Source organism: Coprococcus sp. RTP21428st1_C9_RTP21428_210409 (assembly GCF_040227395.1).
Taxonomy (GTDB): Bacteria; Bacillota; Clostridia; order Lachnospirales; family Lachnospiraceae; genus Coprococcus; species Coprococcus aceti.
Genome location: NZ_JBEHVV010000009.1, coordinates 42,789 through 61,717, shown reverse-complemented (window position 1 = coordinate 61,717; position 18,929 = coordinate 42,789). Strand labels below are relative to the sequence as shown.

Genomic DNA, 18,929 nt, shown 5'->3' with positions numbered 1-18,929 from the left:
GATACGAAGAGCTTGGATGCGAAGCTGCGAAACAGACTGTGGATACTGGAAGCCAGAAGCTTTTGATGGGAAGTCAGAGTGGAATGACAGGAAGCCAGCGTTTTCAGTGGAATGGCAGCCGGATGAGACAGTTATTCGGTAGTCAGGGAGGCTTCAGATACCTGGCGGGAAGCCAGTATAGAATGATAGGAAGTCAGCGGTTCCGGTGGAATGGCAGTCAGATGAGACTGCTGTTTGGAAGTCAGGGAGGCTTCAGATACCTGGCGGGAAGCCAGTACAGAGTGTTTGGCAGCCAGCGTATGTTGTTGGGTAGCCAGAGAATATTGTCAGGCAGCCAATATAGAATATTTGGAAGTCAGCGGATAAAAAATATGCCGATGGTGCTTGAAAGTGACACACAGCAGCCACAGGACAGTATGGATTCAATCAGAACAAGCCAGGAGCTGATGGTTGAGTTCCCTCAGGAGTGGCAGCTTATCAACAGAAGCAGAAGACCGACCAGCCGGATTGGTGGCAATGCTAAGTTTGGATATGGACTGGATCTGATCTAGTACATGACCGGATCTTGGAGGATATATGAAGGATATAGAGGGATTCCACATATTGTGGACTGCTCCTTATTTTGAGAAAAGTAAAGATGACACTTACAGCATGCAGGATTATGAGCTTTTGACCATGATCCTGTCTGCTCTTATGTGGAGAAAAATGAATGGCCCTATCACACTTTACGGTGATGCAAGGGCCATTGATTATGTTGAGGGACAGGGATTGTCGCATATATGGAATGGCGGTATAAAAGAGATACAGGTTCCTGACAGCATATCCCCGGGAGTGTTCTGGGCTGCGGGCAAGCTGTATGCGCTTAAGGCGGCGCATATGCCGGCGGTCATGGTGGATCTGGACCTTATAGTGTGGAAGAATATAGGGGAATACATAGCGGGGACGGATATTTGTGCAATACACAGAGAAGGAATATATCCGGATGTATATCCCGGCAGGGACTTCTTCAATATGGACAGTTCGTACAGCTTTGATCCCCTGTGGAGCTGGGATGTTCCGCCGGTAAATACCTGTATGCTATATATGGCTAAGGAGCAATTTAAGAACTATTATGTGGACAGCTCCATACAATTTATGGAGAATTGTAGGGAGACTGAGGAAAATCTGTGCCACATGGTATTTGCGGAGCAGAGACTGCTTGCGATGTGTGCTGCGAGAAAGGGAAAGATCATTGCTTCATTTTTTCCTGAGGCGGCGGATATAGAGAGACAGGATGTGTTCACACATTTGTGGGGATATAAGAATATTCTGAAGTTTAACTATGGGAAAAGGGTTGAGTTTAACGGACGTCTCTGCGAGCGGATAGAGCGGGAGTTTCCGGAAGAGGCGGATGTTATAAGGGAGTTACATGTTTGTAGATAAAGTGCTGAAGAAGATACCCAGGGAGATATACATATATATACTGTGGGGAATTGTCGTGGGAGCGGTAAATCTTGGCTCCGCCTGGATATTTATGTACAAATGCGGGATAGAACCTGTCAGGGCCAACTTCCTGGCATGGATACTGTACAATTTTGTGTCATTCATAACAAATAGAAAATCGGTGTTCCACACTGTCGCAGAGACTGCGTGGGAGTTCATAAAAGAACTGGTGTCATTCTACGTGAGCAGGGTGTTCACACTGGTGGTGGAGGAGGGCCTGATTTATATACTGGTTGACAGGCTTCACCTGTGGGCGATGGGCATAAAGACGTTCACATCAGTGCTGGTGATATTCCTCAATTATTATATAAGCAAGAAGTTTATATTCAGAAAGATAAAGGAAAAACTGTAAGAGATATGTATAAATGCGAATGTTTATCGAAATTTTATAGAAAAACATGGACACAATTACTTCCAAACATTTGACAGTTGGAGTATAATTGAATGGTTAAATATGTATAAAAAGCAGAATAAGTAATGCAAGGAGATAAGTATGAAGAAGAGAGTAGTAATAACAGGCATAGGAGCCATAACTCCAGTCGGCAATACAGTTGACGAGTATTGGGATTCACTTAAGGAAGGGAAGCATGGCTTCGGACCTATTACACAGTTTGACGCTTCAGCATACAAGTGCAAGCTTGTCGGCGAGGTTAAGAACTTTGTAGCAAAGGACTACATTGATCCAAAGTCTGCAAGACGTATGGCTAGATTCACACAGTTTGCTGTGAAGGCAACCCAGGAGGCTATGGCAGATTCAGGACTTGATATGACAAAGGAAGATGCTTACAGAGTTGGTACATGTATTGGTTCAGGTGTTGGTTCACTTCAGGAGCTTGAGAACGCATATGGAACCATACTTACAAAGGGACCACTTCGTGTAAGTCCATTCGTAGTTCCTATGATGATCAGCAACATCGCAGCAGGTAACGTTGCGATCCAGTTTGGTCTCAAGGGCAAGAGTATAGATGTTGTAACAGCATGTGCTTCAGGAACAAACAGTATCGGTGAGGCATTCAGAACGATCCAGTACGGAGACACTGATGTCATGGTAGCCGGCGGATGTGAGGCAGCAGTTACACCTATCGGTATATCAACATTTGATTCACTTACAGCACTTACATCATCAACAGATCCAGACAGATGTTCTATTCCATTTGATAAGGACAGAAGCGGATTCGTTCTCGGTGAGGGTGCAGGTATTGTTATTCTTGAGGAGCTTGAGCACGCAAAGGCAAGAGGTGCAAAGATCTACGCAGAGCTTTCAGGTTACGGATGTTCAAGTGATGCACACCACATCACAGCACCTGAGGAGTCAGGTGAGGGACCAGCAGTTGCCATGACCAATGCGGTTAAGGATGCAGGACTTCCACTTGATGCGGTTCAGTACATCAATGCTCATGGTACAAGCACACATCTGAACGATCTTGTTGAGACACGTGCTATCAAGAAGGCATTTGGCGATCACGCAAAGGACATCAAGATCAATTCAACAAAGTCTATGACAGGACATCTTCTCGGTGCAGCAGGAGCCATCGAGTGTATTGCCTGTGTCAAGAGTATAGAGGAAGGTTATATCCACAGAACAAGAGGCCTTGTGGAGAGCGAGGAGGAGCTTGATCTGGATTATTGTAAGGAGCCATGCGAGATGGACGTTGATGTTGCGATCAGCAACTCACTTGGATTTGGCGGACACAATGCATGTATCGTCTTACAGAAGTATAAGGAGCAGTAAATATTATGTTATTTATCAAAAAAAAGGCAAAGGATGCCGAGATAATTGCAGCAAAGGCTGCAGAGGAGGCAAAGGCTGCTGAGGGAATTCAGGAAGCACCAAAGGTGGAGCTTGTAAAGTGCCCTAAGTGCGGAAGAGAAGTTGAGAAGGAAAGAGTGAAGAACGCAAAGTACATTTGTTATGAGTGCGGTTCTTACTTCAGAGTTAAGACCAAGAACAGAATAAGAATGGTCACAGATCCAAAGTCATTTGAGCCATGGTTTGAGGATATGCCAAGCTCAAATCCTCTTGGAACAGAGGGCTATGAGGATAAGGTTGCGGCTGCACAGGCCAAGACAAACCTCAAGGAGGCTGTTACTATAGGAAAGGCAACCATCAATGGTGAGCCTGCTGTAGTTGGTGTATGTGATGCAAGATTCCTCATGAGCAGCATGGGATATGTTGTGGGTGAGAAGATTGCCAGAGCTGTCGAGAAGGCTACAGAGGAGAAGCTTCCGGTATTCATGTTCTGCTGTTCAGGCGGTGCACGTATGCAGGAGGGAATCATTTCTCTGATGCAGATGGCCAAGACATCCGCTGCATTCAAGAAACATTCTGATGCAGGACTTCTGTATGTATCTATTCTTACAGATCCTACAACAGGTGGTGTTACAGCCAGCTTTGCAATGCTTGGAGATATTATCCTTGGAGAGCCAGGTGCGCTCGTAGGATTTGCAGGACCACGAGTTATCAAGCAGACTATTGGTCAGGAGCTTCCAGAGGGCTTCCAGAGATCAGAGTTCCTTGTTGAGCATGGTATCATAGATGGCATAATCACAAGAGACAAGATGAAGGACACAATGTATGATCTCATCGTCACACATAAGCAGAGACAGGGCTATGCTAACTTTGACAGTGCTGTTGAAGATGAGAAATTTGACATAAGCGAGATCCTCAAGGAGAGACTCAAGGATGACGAGCCTAAGACTCCGTGGGAGAAGCTCAGAGGTGCTCGTCAGATGAGCAGACCTTCAGGTTTCGACTATGTGAAGTATATATGCGATGATTTCCGTGAGATCCACGGAGATAGAACCATGAATGATGACAGAGCCATTGTGGGTGGTATCGGTCATATAGATGGACAGCCTGTAACAGTTATATCACAGGTCAAGGGAGCTTCCATGGCAGAGTGCATGGAGAGAAACTTTGGTATGCCTCTTCCTGATGGCTACAGAAAGGCTCTTCGTCTGATGAAGCAGGCTGAGAAGTTCGGCAGACCTATCATTACATTTGTAAATACACCGGGTGCGTTCTGTGGACTTGAGGCTGAGGAGCGAGGAATGGGTGAAGCCATAGCGAGAAATCTCTATGAGATGTCATCACTCAAGGTTCCTGTACTCTGTATCCTTATCGGAGAAGGCGGAAGCGGTGGAGCACTTGCCCTTGCAGTCGGCAATGAGGTATGGATGCTTGAGAATGCGACATACTCAATCCTTTCACCTGAGGGATATGCGTCTATCCTCTGGAAGGACAGCAACAGAGCTGAGGAGGCTGCAGAAGTTATGCAGATTACAGCGCAGGATCTCAAGAGACTGAACGTTATCGAGCAGGTCGTACCTGAGTACGGCGGAGCAGATGAGCAGTCAGTTCCATATATAGGCAAGTACCTTAAGATGAACATTAAGGAATTCCTCAAGAAGTATTCAGACAAGACTCCTGAGGAGATCGCACAGGACAGATACGACAGATTCAGAAATCTGTAGATCACAGATATACTATAGATGAAAGGCATTTCTCAAGTGAGAAATTTATCTCACGGGGAATGCCTTTTATTCATGCATATGTTGAAGTGATGGTGTTTTTTTGGTAAACTTTATGTATATGGCTGAAGATACAGCTTGAATTGGAGGAGCGTTTATGAAGAAACAGATAAAGGTTACTTTGATAGTTATCGTGGCCGCCATCATTGCGGCAGCAATCATATGGTACGTGATGTACCTGCGGGGCAAGGAGCAGGATCTGCTGACACCTGTGGGAACACGTGCAGAATTTATCGGTGATACAGACAAATATCCTACCATGCTTACAGCGAAGGGGACTCAGATCCTGAATGCAGACGGAGAACAGGTTGTTCTCAAGGGTGTGATGGTTCCAGAGTCGCGCAGTCTGTATGAGGAGAAGAAGTTTAATGAGGATTTCTACAAGGATGTATTTGCCAAGGGTGGTAATGCCATAAGGGTGCCAATAAGCCCTGTGGAGTACAAGAATGACGATTACTATATGTGGAGATATCTTGACCGCATAGTTACCTGGGCCGGAGAGAACGATAACTATGTTATTCTCGACTGGGATTATACAGGTAACCCGATAGATGGTTCCGGGGATGAGATGCCGGATCTCGACGAGAATCCGCTGGATTATTCTGCTGAATTCTGGAAGAACATTGCGGATTATTTCAAGAACACTCCAAATGTTATATTTGAGATATACAATGAGCCGGTTGGCATGAGTGATTCAGAGTGGAAGAGATGCGCGGAGAGCCTTATAGGAGTTATAAGGGATGCCGGCGCAAAGCAGCTTATAATCGTTGGAAGTCCGGATTACTGTTATGATCTCGGATGGCTTGACGAGCTCGGCGTGAAGAATGACAATACTGCGTTCTCTGTTCATGTTTACCCGGACAAGGTGTTCTGGCAGAAGTTCCTGTCGGGCTATGTGACAAGTTATCCTCTTATAGTGACAGAGTGGGGATATGCAGACGATGATGTCGAGGTCAAGAATGAGAAGCTGAAGGGCACCAGAAATGTATTTGGAATAAAATTTACCAGATATCTGGAAAAGCATGATATAGGATGGATTGCAGTTGGATATGACGATACGGTGGAGCCATCCATGTTTACTAAGGGATATAAGAAACTCACAAAATGGGGCGAGTATGTGACTGAGCTGCTTGGAGACAAGGAAGAATAAAGAGAATAACGGATAAAAGGGAGAAAATATATAATGGCAATCAGAATATTAGGAACAGGAAGCTACCTTGCGGAGAAAGAGGTATCAAATGATGAGCTTGCAAAGTATGTTGATACATCTGATGAGTGGATATCTTCAAGAACAGGTATAAAGAACAGAAGAATAGCTGTTAAGGAGACAACGACGAGCATGGCTGCTGAGGCTGCTGAGAGAGCACTTGAGATGGCAGGGAAGTCCGCAGAGAATGTGGAGCTTATAGTGCTTGCCACAGTCACTCCGGATTATTACACACCAAGCGGGGCGTGTCAGGTTCAGGCGGCTATAGGTGCGGATAAGGCGATTGCGTTTGATGTGAATGCGGCATGCTCGGGCTTTGTATTTGCCCTCAATGTTGCAAAGATGTATATAGAGACAGGGTTTGTGAAGAATGCTCTTGTAATAGGTTCGGAGACGCTGTCAAAGATACTTGACTGGAATGACAGAGGTACATGCGTATTGTTTGGAGATGGCGCAGGTGCCGCTTATATAGAGGAGTCTGACAAGGGAATCATAAGCATTGTCCAGGGTTCAATCGGCAAGAAGGGTATGGTGCTAAACTGCGAGAGCAGAAAGACCAACAATATATTTGTAAAAGATGAGATCAATCATGACTATCTGTATATGGATGGACAGGAGGTGTACAAGTTTGCGGTGAGACAGTGTCCTAAGTGCCTCCAGGAGGCTCTTGACAAGGCTGGAATGACCGTTGACGATGTGGATTACTTCGTACTCCACCAGGCAAATGTAAGAATTATTGAATCTGTTGCCAAGAGACTTAAGGCACCGCTTGAGAAGTTCCCTACGACTCTCGACTACACAGGAAATATGTCTGCGGCGAGTGTACCTGTACTTCTCGACCAGCTCGTGAGGGAGCACGGGCTGAAGCGCGGCGACAAGATCGCCATGTCGGCATTCGGCGCAGGGCTCACATACGGCGCTGTGGTTATGGAGTGGTAGAGGCTTTAACACCTGTAATTTTTGAGGGCGGAACGGAGCTCCTTGTAGTTTGGGAGTACTTTTTCTACCTCGGCCCAGAAAAGTGCGGAGTGGTTCATCTGCTTTCTGTGACACAGCTCGTGGACTACCACGTAGTCTATGATTTCGGGAGTGGTGTTCATCAGTGCACAGTTGAAATTCAGGTTACCGGAGGAGCTGCAGCTTCCCCAGCGAGTCTTCTGATGCCTGATGGTGATCCTTCCGTAGGTCACGCCTATTATCTGAGCAAAATGTTCTACACGTGAAGGAATATATATCCGAGCCTGTTCTGACAATGCCTTTATATCGGCATCTGTCAGGGCAGTGCTTGGATTTTTTTCGTCTGACATATTGGAAATTCTTTTCTGCATGATTTCCAGATGGCTGCGGATCCAGTTTTGTCTGGAATCCACAAAGCTTTGGATCTGACTGTCGGTCATTCTGAGGGGCGCACGAACCTTTATGTTGAGGTCTCTGTCTATCTCGATACAGATAGATTTGCGCCTGCTCCTGACGACAGAATATTCGAATTTATCAGAATTGTTCATGGCATATTACCTGTCTTTGATAGGTACGTAGTCCTTAGGCTCTACAAGACTTGGATAAGCCGGACGCATTATCTTGTAGCTGTTGATCAGCTCCTCCATACGATGCGCACTCCATCCAACCACTCGGCCAATGGCAAATAGTGGTGTGTAGAGGGCGTAAGGGATCTTGAGCATCTTGTATAACAATCCGCAATAGTAATCTATGTTGATGCACACACCCTTGTAGATCTTGCGCTCCTCGGCAATGACCTCAGGTGCGATGCGCTCTATGAGCTCGTATAATTTGAATTCGTCCTTCTCGTGCTTCTCCTCGGCGAGCTTTTCTACATACTCCTTGATAATGACAGCTCTTGGATCTGACAGAGAGTATACAGGCTGGCCCATTCCGTATACCACGCCCGATTTGTCAAATGCTTCGCCGCGCACGATCTTCCTGATGTACTCACGGATCTGCTCCTCGTCCGTAACATCCTCGACATTGCAGTGTATGTTCTTCATCATCTCCATGACCTTGAGGTCTCCACCGCCGTTGAGCGGTCCCTTGAGTGAGCAGAGTGCTGCTGCGACTGTGGCATATGTATCTGAGCCGGATGATGTGACAACACGTGTTGTAAACGTAGAGTTGCTTCCGCCTCCGTGTTCCATGTGGAGAACAAGGGCAAGATCGAGAACCTTTGCCTCAAGCTGTGTGTACTTTCTGTCTGAACGGAGCATGCTCAGGATATTCTCCGCAAATGAAAGCTCAGGATCCGGCTTGTGTATATAACAGCTCTTGCCAAGCTCATAATGTCTGTATCCCTGGAAAGAATATACAGCGAGTCTTGGGAATACACTTATTATCATAAGACACTGCTGAAGAACGTTGTCCAGAGATATATCCGTCTCAGACTTATCGTATGATCCGAGGGCAAGGATACTCTTGGTCATATTTGAAATGATATCCTTGGTAGGGTTCTTCATTATGACATCTTGTATAAAGTTGTGTGGAAGGTCGTATGCAAGGTTGAGGACCTGTTTGAACTTGGCAAGCTCATTCTCGTCCGGAAGCTTTCCAAACAGTAACAGATATGTACACTCCTCGAAACCGAATCGTCCTTCCTTTGTAAATCCGTCTATCAACTGGCGGATCTCGTAACCTCTGTAATATAATTCACCGTCAGTAGGAGTATGCTTTCCGTCCTCCATTGTATACGCCCGGCTTAGTGAAATGTTGGTGATGCCGGCATTTATTCCTATTCCATTCAGATCACGAAGTCCACGCTTTACGCCGTATTCCTCGTAGAGGTTGTTATCTATGGTATCGTTCTCAATACAGAGACCAAGACGCTCCTTCGTAAATGAACTAAGATTATTGATTGACATATATAATACTCCTTTCAGGTAAGTCTTCATTGAATTATCTCACTTATTTACAACTATTGCAATCCGAAATGATTGTATGGGTGTAAAATATTATGTATAATGTACTGAGAATAAAGTTAAGACAAATGTTTTAGGAGGTAATATAAATTGGCAGACAGACAGGATATGGGGCAGAATAAAGGGAGCGCAGGAGCTCATAAGGGAACTGTGAGCCGTGCAACAACGAGCAGTGTGAAAAAGACACAGCCGGGCAAGGGAGTAGCGTCAGGCAGTCGGTCAGCATCAGGCAGCCGTCCTGTGTCGGGAAATCGTCCGGCATCGGGCAGCCACTTATCATCGGCGAGTCGTCCGAAAAGTGCAACTGCGCAGGACAAAAGGCGCACAAGTACGGGACGTCCACTTGAAAAGTCGGTGAAGTCCGTGTCTTCAGGAAGCAAGACCAGGAGACCGGCGAATAGCAGATCGTCAACAGGTTCCGGTAAAAAATCCGCGCAGAGCAGAAATAAAAAGAAGCGATATGAGCTGAATACGAAAATGATGGCCGTGGCGGCTCTGGTGGTTGGAATAGTGCTTGCACTTGTGATCACGATGATCATGAGATCCAGCATGCTCAGGGTCAAGCAGATCCAGACGGATTATAATATGGGTGATATATTTGATATAACAAACTATATTGAGCCGGACAGCAATGATGCCAGGCTGGAATATGACAACTCAGAATTTGCACCGGATAAGCTTGGTAAGTACACCATCAAATATAAGATCAGACGTGGAAAGTTAAGCAAGACAAAAAAGGCTGTGATAAATGTTGTTGACGAGGTAAATCCATACATAGACGGCCCGGACGAGATAGACGTTTCTATGGGAACGGATATAAACTGGAGTGATTATTACAATGTCACAGATGAGGATCCGGATGTGCAGGATTCGCTTAAAGCTTCTCAGGATGTGGACACAAGCAAGGAGAGAACCGTAACAGTGACTCTCACAGCGGAGGACTGGGCAGGCAACAAGGCGTCCAGACAGATCACCGTAAATGTACTCAAGAGTAACTTTGATGAGTAGGGTGTGAACGAAATAAAATATCTTGAAAAATGACAGAAAAAAGCTCAATGCTGACGGGGATGAAATCCGAAAGCATTGAGCTTTTTGATTTTAGTATTTTATGAGATAGGCGGCTTTCTCAGCTCTGCATCTAGCTCTGAGTTGTCAACCACTGTTGTCTTGGTCTTTTTAACCTTTTCCTTTTTCTTCTTCGATCTGCTCTTGTGTATGTTCTTGATGAGCATTACCACCAGAAGCAGGATAAGACCTATGCTTATGAGGACTACGGATAAACCGTATTTGTCCAGTATCTTGTCGATTATGTTGTAGCTTGACTTCTCCCACAGTCCATCCGCTTCAAGATCTGCCTGAACCTTTGAGAGGCAGTACTTTGTTCCGGTACACTTTGGTATACCCGGAAGTCTTGATGTGATGGCTGTAAGGTTGCTTGCCTGTTCGTCGGTTACATTGAAGTATGTATATGACAATGCCTCCTTACCTGTTGTGGTTATAGGATCGTCCAGACCGAGATTGATGAGATACCACTCTCCGCCGAGATAAACGGCATTCCATGCACAGTTGTTGATGTAACTCTCTTCTTTGAGCTGCTTCTGTGTGTCCATCGAGTCGTCCAGAAGATCTGAATTCTGTCCCTCAATGTACAGACATGGCACACCGACGTAATCCATAATGGCCTTGAAAGCCTTTGCATATCCGTAGGTGACTGCCGACTGATACTTGGAGTTGAACACGCCGTCTGCGGTGTATGCGTATATGTTGTCCTTGCTCTTAGATGTTGCATCTGAGGCATAATAAACTTTGTTGATGATCGAATTATGTATGAGATATACCTTCTCGTAATCCTTTGCGCTCTCATCCAGAGAAGCTGCATAATTCTTGACGGTCAGGTCAAAGTTGTTCTTGTATATGGAACGTGTATCTCCGTTGGCATACAGTGAATAGCACTCGATGGTGAGAGCTGTATATCTGAGTTCTCCCGAGGATTCCTGCTTGCACTGATAGCTGTCGGACATCCAGAAATACTCAGGATGATCGGCGAGCACAGCGTTGACGATCTGATCCATTCCATCGTTGCCGATAACTTCCCAGTCTTTGTTGCTGACCGACAATGTAAATGCTGTGTAATATCCGCCGTCCTGATAAGAAGCATTGGATGTCGACTCGTTGAATTCCTGAGCTGCATCGTTGATCTGTTTGTAGACGGTTCTGTACGCACTGTTGTCAAACTGGTCATAGAAATAAGTTCTGCCATCTATGGTATCGGTTTTGTTACTGCTGTCCGTATCATCTGTATCCGCCGCCTTTGCGACATATGGAGAAGATGATAATATCATGGTAAGCGTAAGCAGCAGTACAAGAAATTTTTTCTTCATAACTGGAACACACTCCTTCTTTTGCTTATGCAAAGCCCCTTTATATACTTCTTTCAATAATAACACATTATGGTTATTATTGAAAGAGAAAATGGGTTAAAGCGGTTGGATTTTGCTTCGCATATGTGTATAATAGTAAAAACCTGATGGTTAACGGATGGAAGGAGGAAACACATGGCTTCCAGTTGCGATATGTGTGCACACTATGTGTACGATGAAGAAGATGATTTTTATGAGTGCCTGGTGAATATGGATGAGGATGACTTTGCCAGATTTGTGGCAAGAGGCTACGACAATTGTCCGTATTTTCAGTTGGATGATGAATACAGGATAGTGAGACATCAGATGTGACGATTGAAGAAAAACGGGAGATGTGCAGCAGCGCGTCTCCCGTTTTTCTGGCAAATGATCAATGTGATCAGTTCTTTTCAAATGACTCCGCCAGCTCCGTGAGATACACATACCTCTCCAGAAGCTGATCCAGCTCTGATTCAAGCTGTTCCTTTTTCTGCGTGAGTTCGTTAAGCTTCACGAAATCTGACACAGAGTTGTTGATATCGGTCTCCGTCTGCTCTATCTCAGCTTCTTTCCGGGCGATGGTGTCCTCTATGGTGTCATATTCCCTCTGCTCATTGAAGGAGAACTTTTTCTTCACGGATGGATTCTGCGTTTTCTTTTTCTGGGCAGGTTCCTTGTCCGCTGTGCTGACACGCTCCGGCTTTGTCTGGGTATTTGCCCCTGCCGATGCGCTGTTGGCAAATGAACCGTGGGTCAGATAATAATCGGTATAACCGCCCTCAAACTGTGAGATCCCGCCGCAGCCGTCAAACACCAGAAGCTTTCTTATGACTCTGTCCAGAAAGTATCTGTCGTGTGATACGACTATCAATATGCCCTGGAAGGAATCGAGATAGTCCTCAAGTATACACAGTGTGGAAATGTCCAGATCGTTGGTCGGCTCGTCAAGGATCAGTACATTTGGCGATGATACGAGAACCTTCAACAAATACAGTCTTCGCTTCTCGCCTCCTGAGAGCTTCTCTATGCGCTGGTGCTGCAGAGTGCCGTCAAATAAAAATCTCTCACACATGGTGGATGCTGACATGAGACCTTCGGCGGTCTGGATATACTCTGCGGTTTCTTTGACGTAGTCGAGTACCTTCATGTTGGGATCCAAGGCTTCATTTTCCTGAGAGAAATATCCTATCCTTACGGTGTCTCCGATCTCTATGGTTCCGCTGTCCGGCTTGGTGACACCGGTTATGAGCTTCATGAGCGTTGTCTTGCCACAGCCGTTTGGGCCAACAACACCTATCCTGTCAGTCCTCAGGAAGTTGTATGAGAAGTCCGTTATGACCGGACTTGGTCTGCCCGGCCAGGTCTTGGCTATATGGGAGAGCTCTATTGTTTTGTTTCCCAGCCGGCTCGCGATTGAGCTCATGGTAACCGACTGAGTTTCCTTTATAAGCTCCTCACTTGCAAGCTTCTCATATCTCTGGATATGGGCTTTCTGCTTTGTGCTTCTGGCTCTAGCACCTCTCTGCATCCATGCGATCTCCTTGCGCAGGATATTCTGATGTTTGTTCTGAGTGGCAAGTGCGATGCTCTCACGCTCTGCCTTCAGCATGAGATAGCCTTCGTAGTTGGTATTGTAGCTGTAGGTTTTGCCTTTGTCGATCTCTACTATGCGGTTGCACACCTTGTCAAGAAAGTATCTGTCGTGGGTGACCATGACCAGAGCGCCCTTGTAGTTGTTAAGGTAATCCTCCAGATATTCTGTCATATCGTTGTCGAGGTGGTTGGTGGGCTCGTCCAGAACAAGAATGTCACATCTTGACAGCAGTGCCGCAGCCAGAGCGACCTTTTTTCGCTGACCTCCTGAAAGTGTGCTCACCATGAGGCTGGTGTCGTCAAATCCGAGACGGTGAAGAAATGCCTTGGCATCACCCTCTATGCTCCATTTGTTCTCCTCGTCGACATTTGCAGTGATGACATAGTCGTATATGCTGACCTTCTCTGCGAAGTCGGGGGTCTGTGGAAGATATTTTATGACCACGTTGTTTCCCTTTGACAACTGTCCTGAATCACATTCGTCTATGCCGGCTATGATCTTGAGGAGTGTTGATTTACCCGTGCCGTTTACGCCTATGACACCGATCTTTTCTCCTGAATTTACTGAAAAGTCTGCGTCATCGAACAGAATCTTGTCAGTGTATGCTTTTGAAAATCCTTTTATTGTAAGTAGGTTCATATATGTTCTTATGGGGCTTTGTGCCCGCCCTTTCGTCAAAATGAGCCGTGAAAACGGCTTTGCATGTAAGTATTATTGTAATTGGGGAGAATTGACGAGTCAAGAAGCATATCATAATAGAAATACCATTTGAGAATAATTAAAAATAGACGAAAATATATAAGACAATGATCTCCACCCGACAGTATATTTGTAAAAAAACATTCCTGAATTTATACAACATGACTAAAAAATAACCTGAAAAGGCGCTTTAGGTTAATAAAAACAAGCCATTTGCACAAATTGGTTTACAAAATTACAATTTTGTAATTTGCAAATTATTCCAAAAAGTAGTATAAATTGAACATTGATTACGGACAGGAATGGAGGTAATTATCATGGAATCAACAAATATCAGGGTTAAGCTCAATTCAGTAGAGCAGGTAAGACAGTTTGTAGAGACAATGAGAAAATATGATGGAGACGTTGATGTATATTCATCCAACAGGAATTATCTTGTAGATGGCAAATCAATACTGGGAGTTTTTAGTCTTGGACTTGATCAGGAACTCACAGTAAAGTTCTATAACGGAGCGACAGAGTCGTTTATAAATACATTACAGCCATTTATGCTGGCTGCATAAGGAGTATTTATTACAATAATTTTCATAGCTAATTCGTGGTCTGTATGCATTGACACATTCGTTGATGGAGTGTTAGAATGTCCTTATAAATATTAAGAGATATTAGGGGGCGCAGCCAATGCAGATTACAGAGATGAAAGCTAAAGTTAACACTATGGATGACATCAAGAAGTTTGTTGCATACCTGAATCAGTTTCCAAATGATGTTGACGTTTCATCAGCTCAGTACGTCGTAGATGGAAAGTCAATCTTAGGTGTGTTCAGTTTAAATCTTGAGAAGCCACTTACAGTGAAATTTCATGGAGAAGTTGCACCAGAGCTTCAGGCAAAGCTTGATGAGTTTAAGTGCTAATTCTATAGGATACATAAGAAAGCTTAGAAAAGCAGGCTGCAGATTTTCTGCAAGCCTGCTTTTCCTATGCTGTGAGACAAGTGTCAGGAGGGATGATTATGATATACGAAGCGGATCAGGGGTTGGAATACCATATAAAGGTAAATGAGGATATGATAGGCCAGTATGTTATCATGCCGGGGGATCCTAAGAGATGTAAGGCGATAGCAGCGTATCTCGAAGATGCGGAGCTGGTGGCGGACAGCAGGGAATTTGTCACGTATACAGGCTATCTGGATGGAGAGAAGGTCAGTGTCACGTCCACAGGTATAGGCGGCCCGTCGGCGGCCATAGCCATGCAGGAGCTGGTGCACGCCGGTGCCCACACTTTTATCAGGGTTGGAACCTGTGGCGGTATGCAGACTGAGATCGTCGGCGGAGACGTGGTGATCGCCACGGGAGCTGTCAGGATGGAGGGCACGTCAAGAGAGTATGCGCCTATAGAGTACCCTGCGGTTGCGGATATAGATGTGGTGAATGCGCTCAGAGAGTCAGCAGGAGCACTTGGAGTGACGGCACACACAGGTGTGGTTCAGAGCAAGGACTCATTTTATGGACAGCATTCGCCGGGAATCATGCCGGTTGGATATGAGCTTATGAACAAATGGGAAGCGTGGAAGAAGATGGGCTGCAAGGCCTCTGAGATGGAATCTGCTGCATTGTTCATAGTTGGAGCGTTCCTGCGGGTCAGGGTCGGTGCGTGCTTCCTTGTGGTGGCGAATCAGGAGAGGGCTGCAGCCGGTCTCCCGAATCCTGAGGTACACGACACCGATAAAGCCATACGTGTGGCTATTGAAGCTGTGAAGAAGCTTATCAGAACTTGAATACACGACCTATGTCTGTCTTGTAGCTTTCAAGATAGTCAAGGATCTCATCTGAATTATCCATGACGGTATATATCTCGTTGGTCGCAGGCGTCATAAAGCCTTTGTCCGACGTCTCTTTGAGCATGGACAGAAGATGATCGTAGAATCCGTTCTGATTGAAAATTACGATTGCTTTGCCGTGGCGTCCGAGCTGCTTGAGCGTGAGGATCTCAAAGAATTCCTCGAGAGTGCCAATTCCGCCGGGCGTTACGATGAAAGCGTCTGCCTTATCTTCCATGATCTGTTTGCGCTCTCTCATGGTCTCAGTGGTTATCAGCTCGGAGACATTCTCAAACAGTATTCCGTCAACATTAAAGAATGAAGGAGTGACGCCTATTATGGTGCCATTTTCCTCGTATACACCCCTTGCCACTGCGCCCATGAGCCCATTTGCTCCAGCGCCGTACACAAGAGTGTGGCCTCTTTTGGCGATTTCCCTTCCTAAATATTCTGTTTCTTCTATATAAGATCTGTCAATGTCGTTGCTTGACGCGCCGTATACACATATATTCATAAAAACCTCCAATGTGACAATGCCAGGTATTCCTGAACTGCCGAAAAACCATTTATTAAACAGTATATAGAAGTAAATGATAATTTGGAAGAAATTATTTATAAAATAATGTAAAATCGCAAAAAAATGCGGAGCAGCCATAGGACTGCCCCGCAAAGGGAAAACATGAAAAGAATGATATGAGATTACAGAAGCTCAACAACTTTGCCCAGAACTGCGATCTCTTTTTCTTTTGCACCCATAAGGTACTTCTCAAATCTGTCCATACAGTCAACCTTGCCTGTGATGGAAGTCTTGATGAGAAGGTTTCTGGCGGTGAGCATGGTGTTCTCAACCTCCATATAATCATTCAGGATATCACCGTTGAATTCGATATATCCGTGATCCATCATGTACTTGAGTCTCTCCATCATGAGAACCTTGTGGTCATACAGGATGTGAAGAGCACGTATATCAAAGTCTGGATCCTCTGCTGAAAGCTGCTTGCCGATCTGCTTCAGAACCGCATCGTAGACATCAACCCCAAATACTGTGTCCTTAAAACGATTCCTCATCATACGGAAGTGATTCTTGGTATCCTTTGACTCAAGGTACTCGATGATGGTATCCTTGATATACTGTGTGTCGAGTTCGTAGTATGTATCAGCCAGATTCTTCTGGATCACGTATATTCCACGGCGTCCCTTGTAGTCGTCCTTGAAAATATGATCCTCCTGGGCTGTGATTGTGTCGTAGCCGTTTCTCACATCTGAGTATGATACTTTTGAGTAGGAATAATGCTCGCCAAATGTGAAATCTCCAACATAGAACTGCTGCTCCTCGTCGTCATATCCGTAGATGAAGAGCTCGTGTGGGAATTTGTAGTCGGCACCGGAATCGCAGAGGATCTTAGCCTCGTCAAATACTCCGTATACATATCCGCCCAGATTGATGGTCTTCTTGATGAAAGTGAGAATATCTCCGCAGTAGCTCTCCACCTGCTCCTTTGTCATGAGAGAGAAGAGAAGATAAGGACATTCCTTAAGTGAACTGCTTCCCGGCATCATATCTGCAAGAAGCATCTCATCTCCTGTGAAGATCTCTTCGATGTTGTAACATCTTAACTGTATATAATTGCTGAATATCCAATTCTTGGCTTTCTCGTCGTCCCCTATGATCGAGAAAAGTGTGGCATGCCACTGCCAGGATGTTATCATTGGATAGCTTATTGGCAAAATCTTTTTGCTCATGTGCTTATTACCTCCATTTCATATTAAGATTACGTGATGTTAGCTGACCTTGGCTGCTACAGCCTTGACTACATCGTTCATGTCATAGTAGAGGCCAAGTGCAAGCTCAGAATCATCAAATTCAATGTTAAAAGCCTGCTCAAGTCCGACGATGAACTGAATGATGGAAACGGAATTCACGCCATATTCGGTGGTGAGTTCTGCAGTCATGTCCAGCTTGCCCGCATCTATGTCTGGAAGAATATCAGAAAAAACCTCCAATACTTTTTTTGTTAATGTGTCTTTGTCCATTTCAAACCTCCCATTCGTTTTGATATGTTACCAATGCACGTTACTTATATTTTAATGTGTTTGACAGTATTTTTCAATAAAATTATTCAATCCGTACAGAAATATTTGTGCATTTTTGTGTTAAATGTTAAAATTACCGTGAAGTATATGGTGTAAAATATGGTATAGTTGAATAAAATATTATAATTTTTTTAAAAAAATCAGACAGTTGATGTAAAATATAGAACAACAATATACGATAAGGCAGGGTGATGGACATGAAGATAGTTGTTCTGGATGGATGTGCGGCGAATTCCGGCGATATTAGCTGGGACAGCATTGGCAAGTATGGCGAGCTGACGGTGTATGACAGAACCGACAGGTCAGAGGTGGTCTCAAGGATAGGCGATGCGGAGATCATAACAACGAACAAGACGGTGATAGACAGGGTTGTGATCGAGGCCTGTCCGAACCTCAGATATATAGGTGTGCTTGCCACCGGCTACAATGTGGTCGATGTGGAGGCGGCACATGAGCATGGCATAGTGGTTACAAATGTTCCGGCATACAGTACGGATGCTGTGGCGCAGTTTACATTTGCACTGCTTCTGGAACTGGCAAACAGGGTCGGGGCGCATGATGCGTCAGTGAAGGACGGTGGCTGGGTTAGAAGTAAGGATTTCTCCTACAGTGTGATGCCGACCATGGAGCTTGCGGGCAAGACTATGGGTATCATAGGCTATGGCAGTATAGGTATGAAGGTGGCAGAGATCGCACATGCATTTGGCATGAGGGTGCTGGTGAACAGCCGGACGAGGAAAGCCCTGCCGGATGGCGATTGGATAAGCTGGGCTGAGAGGGATGAACTGTTCGCACAGTCGGATGTGATAAGCATACACTGTCCTCTGTTCCCTGAGACGGAGGGAATGATAGACAGGAGTGCGATAGGCCGGATGAAGAAGACTACATTCATCATAAACACTGCCAGAGGCGGCTGCATAGTGGAGAAGGATCTGGCAGATGCCCTGAACGAGGAACGTATAGCTGGAGCCGCGGTGGATGTCATAGCACAGGAGCCTATGGCGGCGGACAATCCGCTTCTCACGGCAAAGAATGTGATCATAACACCACATATCGCCTGGGCACCGAAGGAGGTCAGGGAGAGACTTCTCAATATAGCGGGTGGCAATATAGAGGCGTTTCTCAATGGAAAGCCTGTAAATACAGTATAAAAAGAATAAGATTAGCCATTGAGCAGAA

20 protein-coding genes are annotated in these 18,929 nt (G+C 45.3%); 13 read left to right on the top strand and 7 right to left on the bottom strand.

The genetic code is table 11. The features are described from left to right. From ABUA34_RS03455 to ABUA34_RS03425, 7 genes are all read left to right on the top strand, one after another. Positions 1–551, top strand: a 551-nt coding sequence (locus tag ABUA34_RS03455; RefSeq protein WP_349822831.1) for a hypothetical protein, incomplete at its 5' end; no start/stop codon positions are given. Between the two features lie 25 nt (positions 552–576). After that, positions 577–1,422, top strand: coding sequence for a DUF6734 family protein (locus tag ABUA34_RS03450; RefSeq protein WP_015534520.1), 846 nt, complete (start codon positions 577–579; stop codon positions 1,420–1,422). Next, a complete protein-coding gene (locus ABUA34_RS03445; RefSeq protein ID WP_015534521.1) occupies positions 1,409–1,834 on the top strand; it encodes a GtrA family protein in 426 nt (141 codons plus the stop codon). Before ABUA34_RS03450 ends, ABUA34_RS03445 begins: the two co-directional genes overlap by 14 nt. 141 nt (positions 1,835–1,975) lie before the next feature. After that, on the top strand, positions 1,976–3,214 hold the full coding sequence (fabF, locus tag ABUA34_RS03440; protein WP_055222324.1) for a beta-ketoacyl-ACP synthase II: 1,239 nt from the start codon (positions 1,976–1,978) through the stop codon (positions 3,212–3,214). 5 nt (positions 3,215–3,219) lie between these two features. After that, complete coding sequence (locus ABUA34_RS03435; protein WP_015534523.1) at positions 3,220–4,956, top strand: acetyl-CoA carboxylase carboxyl transferase subunit; 1,737 nt, start codon at positions 3,220–3,222, stop codon at positions 4,954–4,956. 154 nt (positions 4,957–5,110) lie between these two features. Then, a complete protein-coding gene (locus ABUA34_RS03430) occupies positions 5,111–6,163 on the top strand; it encodes a glycoside hydrolase family 5 protein (RefSeq protein WP_022215986.1) in 1,053 nt (350 codons plus the stop codon). A 33-nt stretch (positions 6,164–6,196) separates the two neighbouring features. Then, positions 6,197–7,159 (top strand): beta-ketoacyl-ACP synthase III, encoded by a 963-nt coding sequence (locus ABUA34_RS03425; RefSeq protein ID WP_117550048.1) that lies wholly within the window; start codon positions 6,197–6,199, stop codon positions 7,157–7,159. A 5-nt stretch (positions 7,160–7,164) separates the two neighbouring features. On the opposite strand, the gene ABUA34_RS03420 is transcribed toward ABUA34_RS03425, so the two are convergent. Further along, on the bottom strand, positions 7,165–7,725 hold the full coding sequence (locus ABUA34_RS03420) for a M48 family metallopeptidase (protein ID WP_349822830.1): 561 nt from the start codon (positions 7,723–7,725) through the stop codon (positions 7,165–7,167). Positions 7,726–7,731: 6 nt separating this feature from the next. Further along, positions 7,732–9,087, bottom strand: a complete 1,356-nt coding sequence (locus tag ABUA34_RS03415) for a citrate synthase (RefSeq protein ID WP_055147352.1) — start codon at positions 9,085–9,087, stop codon at positions 7,732–7,734. A 147-nt stretch (positions 9,088–9,234) separates the two neighbouring features. Between ABUA34_RS03415 and ABUA34_RS03410 the strand changes: the two genes are divergently transcribed. Then, positions 9,235–10,152 carry an immunoglobulin-like domain-containing protein gene (locus ABUA34_RS03410; protein WP_349822829.1) on the top strand — a complete coding sequence of 306 codons (918 nt, stop codon included), beginning with the start codon at positions 9,235–9,237 and terminating at the stop codon, positions 10,150–10,152. A 98-nt stretch (positions 10,153–10,250) separates the two neighbouring features. On the opposite strand, the gene ABUA34_RS03405 is transcribed toward ABUA34_RS03410, so the two are convergent. Further along, the gene (locus ABUA34_RS03405; protein ID WP_349822828.1) at positions 10,251–11,525 is read right to left on the bottom strand and encodes a transglutaminase domain-containing protein; all 1,275 of its coding nucleotides are present in this window, start codon (positions 11,523–11,525) and stop codon (positions 10,251–10,253) included. Between the two features lie 174 nt (positions 11,526–11,699). Between ABUA34_RS03405 and ABUA34_RS03400 the strand changes: the two genes are divergently transcribed. After that, entirely contained in the window at positions 11,700–11,876 is a 177-nt protein-coding gene (locus ABUA34_RS03400) for a DUF6472 family protein (protein WP_022215981.1), read from the top strand. Between the two features lie 67 nt (positions 11,877–11,943). On the opposite strand, the gene ABUA34_RS03395 is transcribed toward ABUA34_RS03400, so the two are convergent. Then, entirely contained in the window at positions 11,944–13,776 is a 1,833-nt protein-coding gene (locus ABUA34_RS03395; RefSeq protein WP_349822827.1) for an ABC-F family ATP-binding cassette domain-containing protein, read from the bottom strand. Between the two features lie 377 nt (positions 13,777–14,153). On the opposite strand from ABUA34_RS03395, the gene ABUA34_RS03390 reads away from it, so the two are divergent. The 3 genes from ABUA34_RS03390 to udp all read left to right on the top strand — a co-directional run bounded on the left by ABUA34_RS03390 (position 14,154) and on the right by udp (position 15,614). Continuing rightward, positions 14,154–14,399, top strand: a complete 246-nt coding sequence (locus ABUA34_RS03390; RefSeq protein WP_015534531.1) for an HPr family phosphocarrier protein — start codon at positions 14,154–14,156, stop codon at positions 14,397–14,399. Positions 14,400–14,517: 118 nt separating this feature from the next. Beyond that, positions 14,518–14,751: an HPr family phosphocarrier protein gene (locus tag ABUA34_RS03385; protein ID WP_015534532.1), complete on the top strand. Its 234-nt coding sequence runs from the start codon at positions 14,518–14,520 to the stop codon at positions 14,749–14,751. Positions 14,752–14,849: 98 nt separating this feature from the next. Beyond that, positions 14,850–15,614: a uridine phosphorylase gene (gene udp, locus ABUA34_RS03380; RefSeq protein WP_055147365.1), complete on the top strand. Its 765-nt coding sequence runs from the start codon at positions 14,850–14,852 to the stop codon at positions 15,612–15,614. Here the strand turns inward: udp and ABUA34_RS03375 are convergent. From ABUA34_RS03375 to ABUA34_RS03365, 3 genes are all read right to left on the bottom strand, one after another. Further along, on the bottom strand, positions 15,604–16,170 hold the full coding sequence (locus ABUA34_RS03375; RefSeq protein WP_015534534.1) for an LOG family protein: 567 nt from the start codon (positions 16,168–16,170) through the stop codon (positions 15,604–15,606). The two genes, udp and ABUA34_RS03375, sit on opposite strands and share 11 nt — an antisense overlap. Before the next feature lie 185 nt (positions 16,171–16,355). Continuing rightward, on the bottom strand, positions 16,356–17,399 hold the full coding sequence (locus tag ABUA34_RS03370) for a hypothetical protein (RefSeq protein WP_015534535.1): 1,044 nt from the start codon (positions 17,397–17,399) through the stop codon (positions 16,356–16,358). Between the two features lie 39 nt (positions 17,400–17,438). Then, complete coding sequence (locus ABUA34_RS03365) at positions 17,439–17,660, bottom strand: acyl carrier protein (protein ID WP_349822826.1); 222 nt, start codon at positions 17,658–17,660, stop codon at positions 17,439–17,441. Between the two features lie 287 nt (positions 17,661–17,947). Between ABUA34_RS03365 and ABUA34_RS03360 the strand changes: the two genes are divergently transcribed. After that, positions 17,948–18,901 carry a D-2-hydroxyacid dehydrogenase gene (locus ABUA34_RS03360; protein ID WP_117874382.1) on the top strand — a complete coding sequence of 318 codons (954 nt, stop codon included), beginning with the start codon at positions 17,948–17,950 and terminating at the stop codon, positions 18,899–18,901. Positions 18,902–18,929 lie beyond the last annotated feature (28 nt).

Bases quoted from the DNA above. Each gene is read 5' to 3' on its own strand.
- ABUA34_RS03450 (WP_015534520.1), top strand. From the start codon at position 577: ATGAAGGATATAGAGGGATTCCACATATTGTGGACTGCTCCTTATTTT.
- ABUA34_RS03445 (WP_015534521.1), top strand. From the start codon at position 1,409: ATGTTTGTAGATAAAGTGCTGAAGAAGATACCCAGGGAGATATACATA.
- fabF (WP_055222324.1), top strand. From the start codon at position 1,976: ATGAAGAAGAGAGTAGTAATAACAGGCATAGGAGCCATAACTCCAGTC.
- ABUA34_RS03435 (WP_015534523.1), top strand. From the start codon at position 3,220: ATGTTATTTATCAAAAAAAAGGCAAAGGATGCCGAGATAATTGCAGCA.
- ABUA34_RS03430 (WP_022215986.1), top strand. From the start codon at position 5,111: ATGAAGAAACAGATAAAGGTTACTTTGATAGTTATCGTGGCCGCCATC.
- ABUA34_RS03425 (WP_117550048.1), top strand. From the start codon at position 6,197: ATGGCAATCAGAATATTAGGAACAGGAAGCTACCTTGCGGAGAAAGAG.
- ABUA34_RS03420 (WP_349822830.1), bottom strand. From the start codon at position 7,725: ATGAACAATTCTGATAAATTCGAATATTCTGTCGTCAGGAGCAGGCGC.
- ABUA34_RS03415 (WP_055147352.1), bottom strand. From the start codon at position 9,087: ATGTCAATCAATAATCTTAGTTCATTTACGAAGGAGCGTCTTGGTCTC.
- ABUA34_RS03405 (WP_349822828.1), bottom strand. From the start codon at position 11,525: ATGAAGAAAAAATTTCTTGTACTGCTGCTTACGCTTACCATGATATTA.
- ABUA34_RS03400 (WP_022215981.1), top strand. From the start codon at position 11,700: ATGGCTTCCAGTTGCGATATGTGTGCACACTATGTGTACGATGAAGAA.
- ABUA34_RS03395 (WP_349822827.1), bottom strand. From the start codon at position 13,776: ATGAACCTACTTACAATAAAAGGATTTTCAAAAGCATACACTGACAAG.
- ABUA34_RS03390 (WP_015534531.1), top strand. From the start codon at position 14,154: ATGGAATCAACAAATATCAGGGTTAAGCTCAATTCAGTAGAGCAGGTA.
- ABUA34_RS03385 (WP_015534532.1), top strand. From the start codon at position 14,518: ATGCAGATTACAGAGATGAAAGCTAAAGTTAACACTATGGATGACATC.
- udp (WP_055147365.1), top strand. From the start codon at position 14,850: ATGATATACGAAGCGGATCAGGGGTTGGAATACCATATAAAGGTAAAT.
- ABUA34_RS03375 (WP_015534534.1), bottom strand. From the start codon at position 16,170: ATGAATATATGTGTATACGGCGCGTCAAGCAACGACATTGACAGATCT.
- ABUA34_RS03370 (WP_015534535.1), bottom strand. From the start codon at position 17,399: ATGAGCAAAAAGATTTTGCCAATAAGCTATCCAATGATAACATCCTGG.
- ABUA34_RS03360 (WP_117874382.1), top strand. From the start codon at position 17,948: ATGAAGATAGTTGTTCTGGATGGATGTGCGGCGAATTCCGGCGATATT.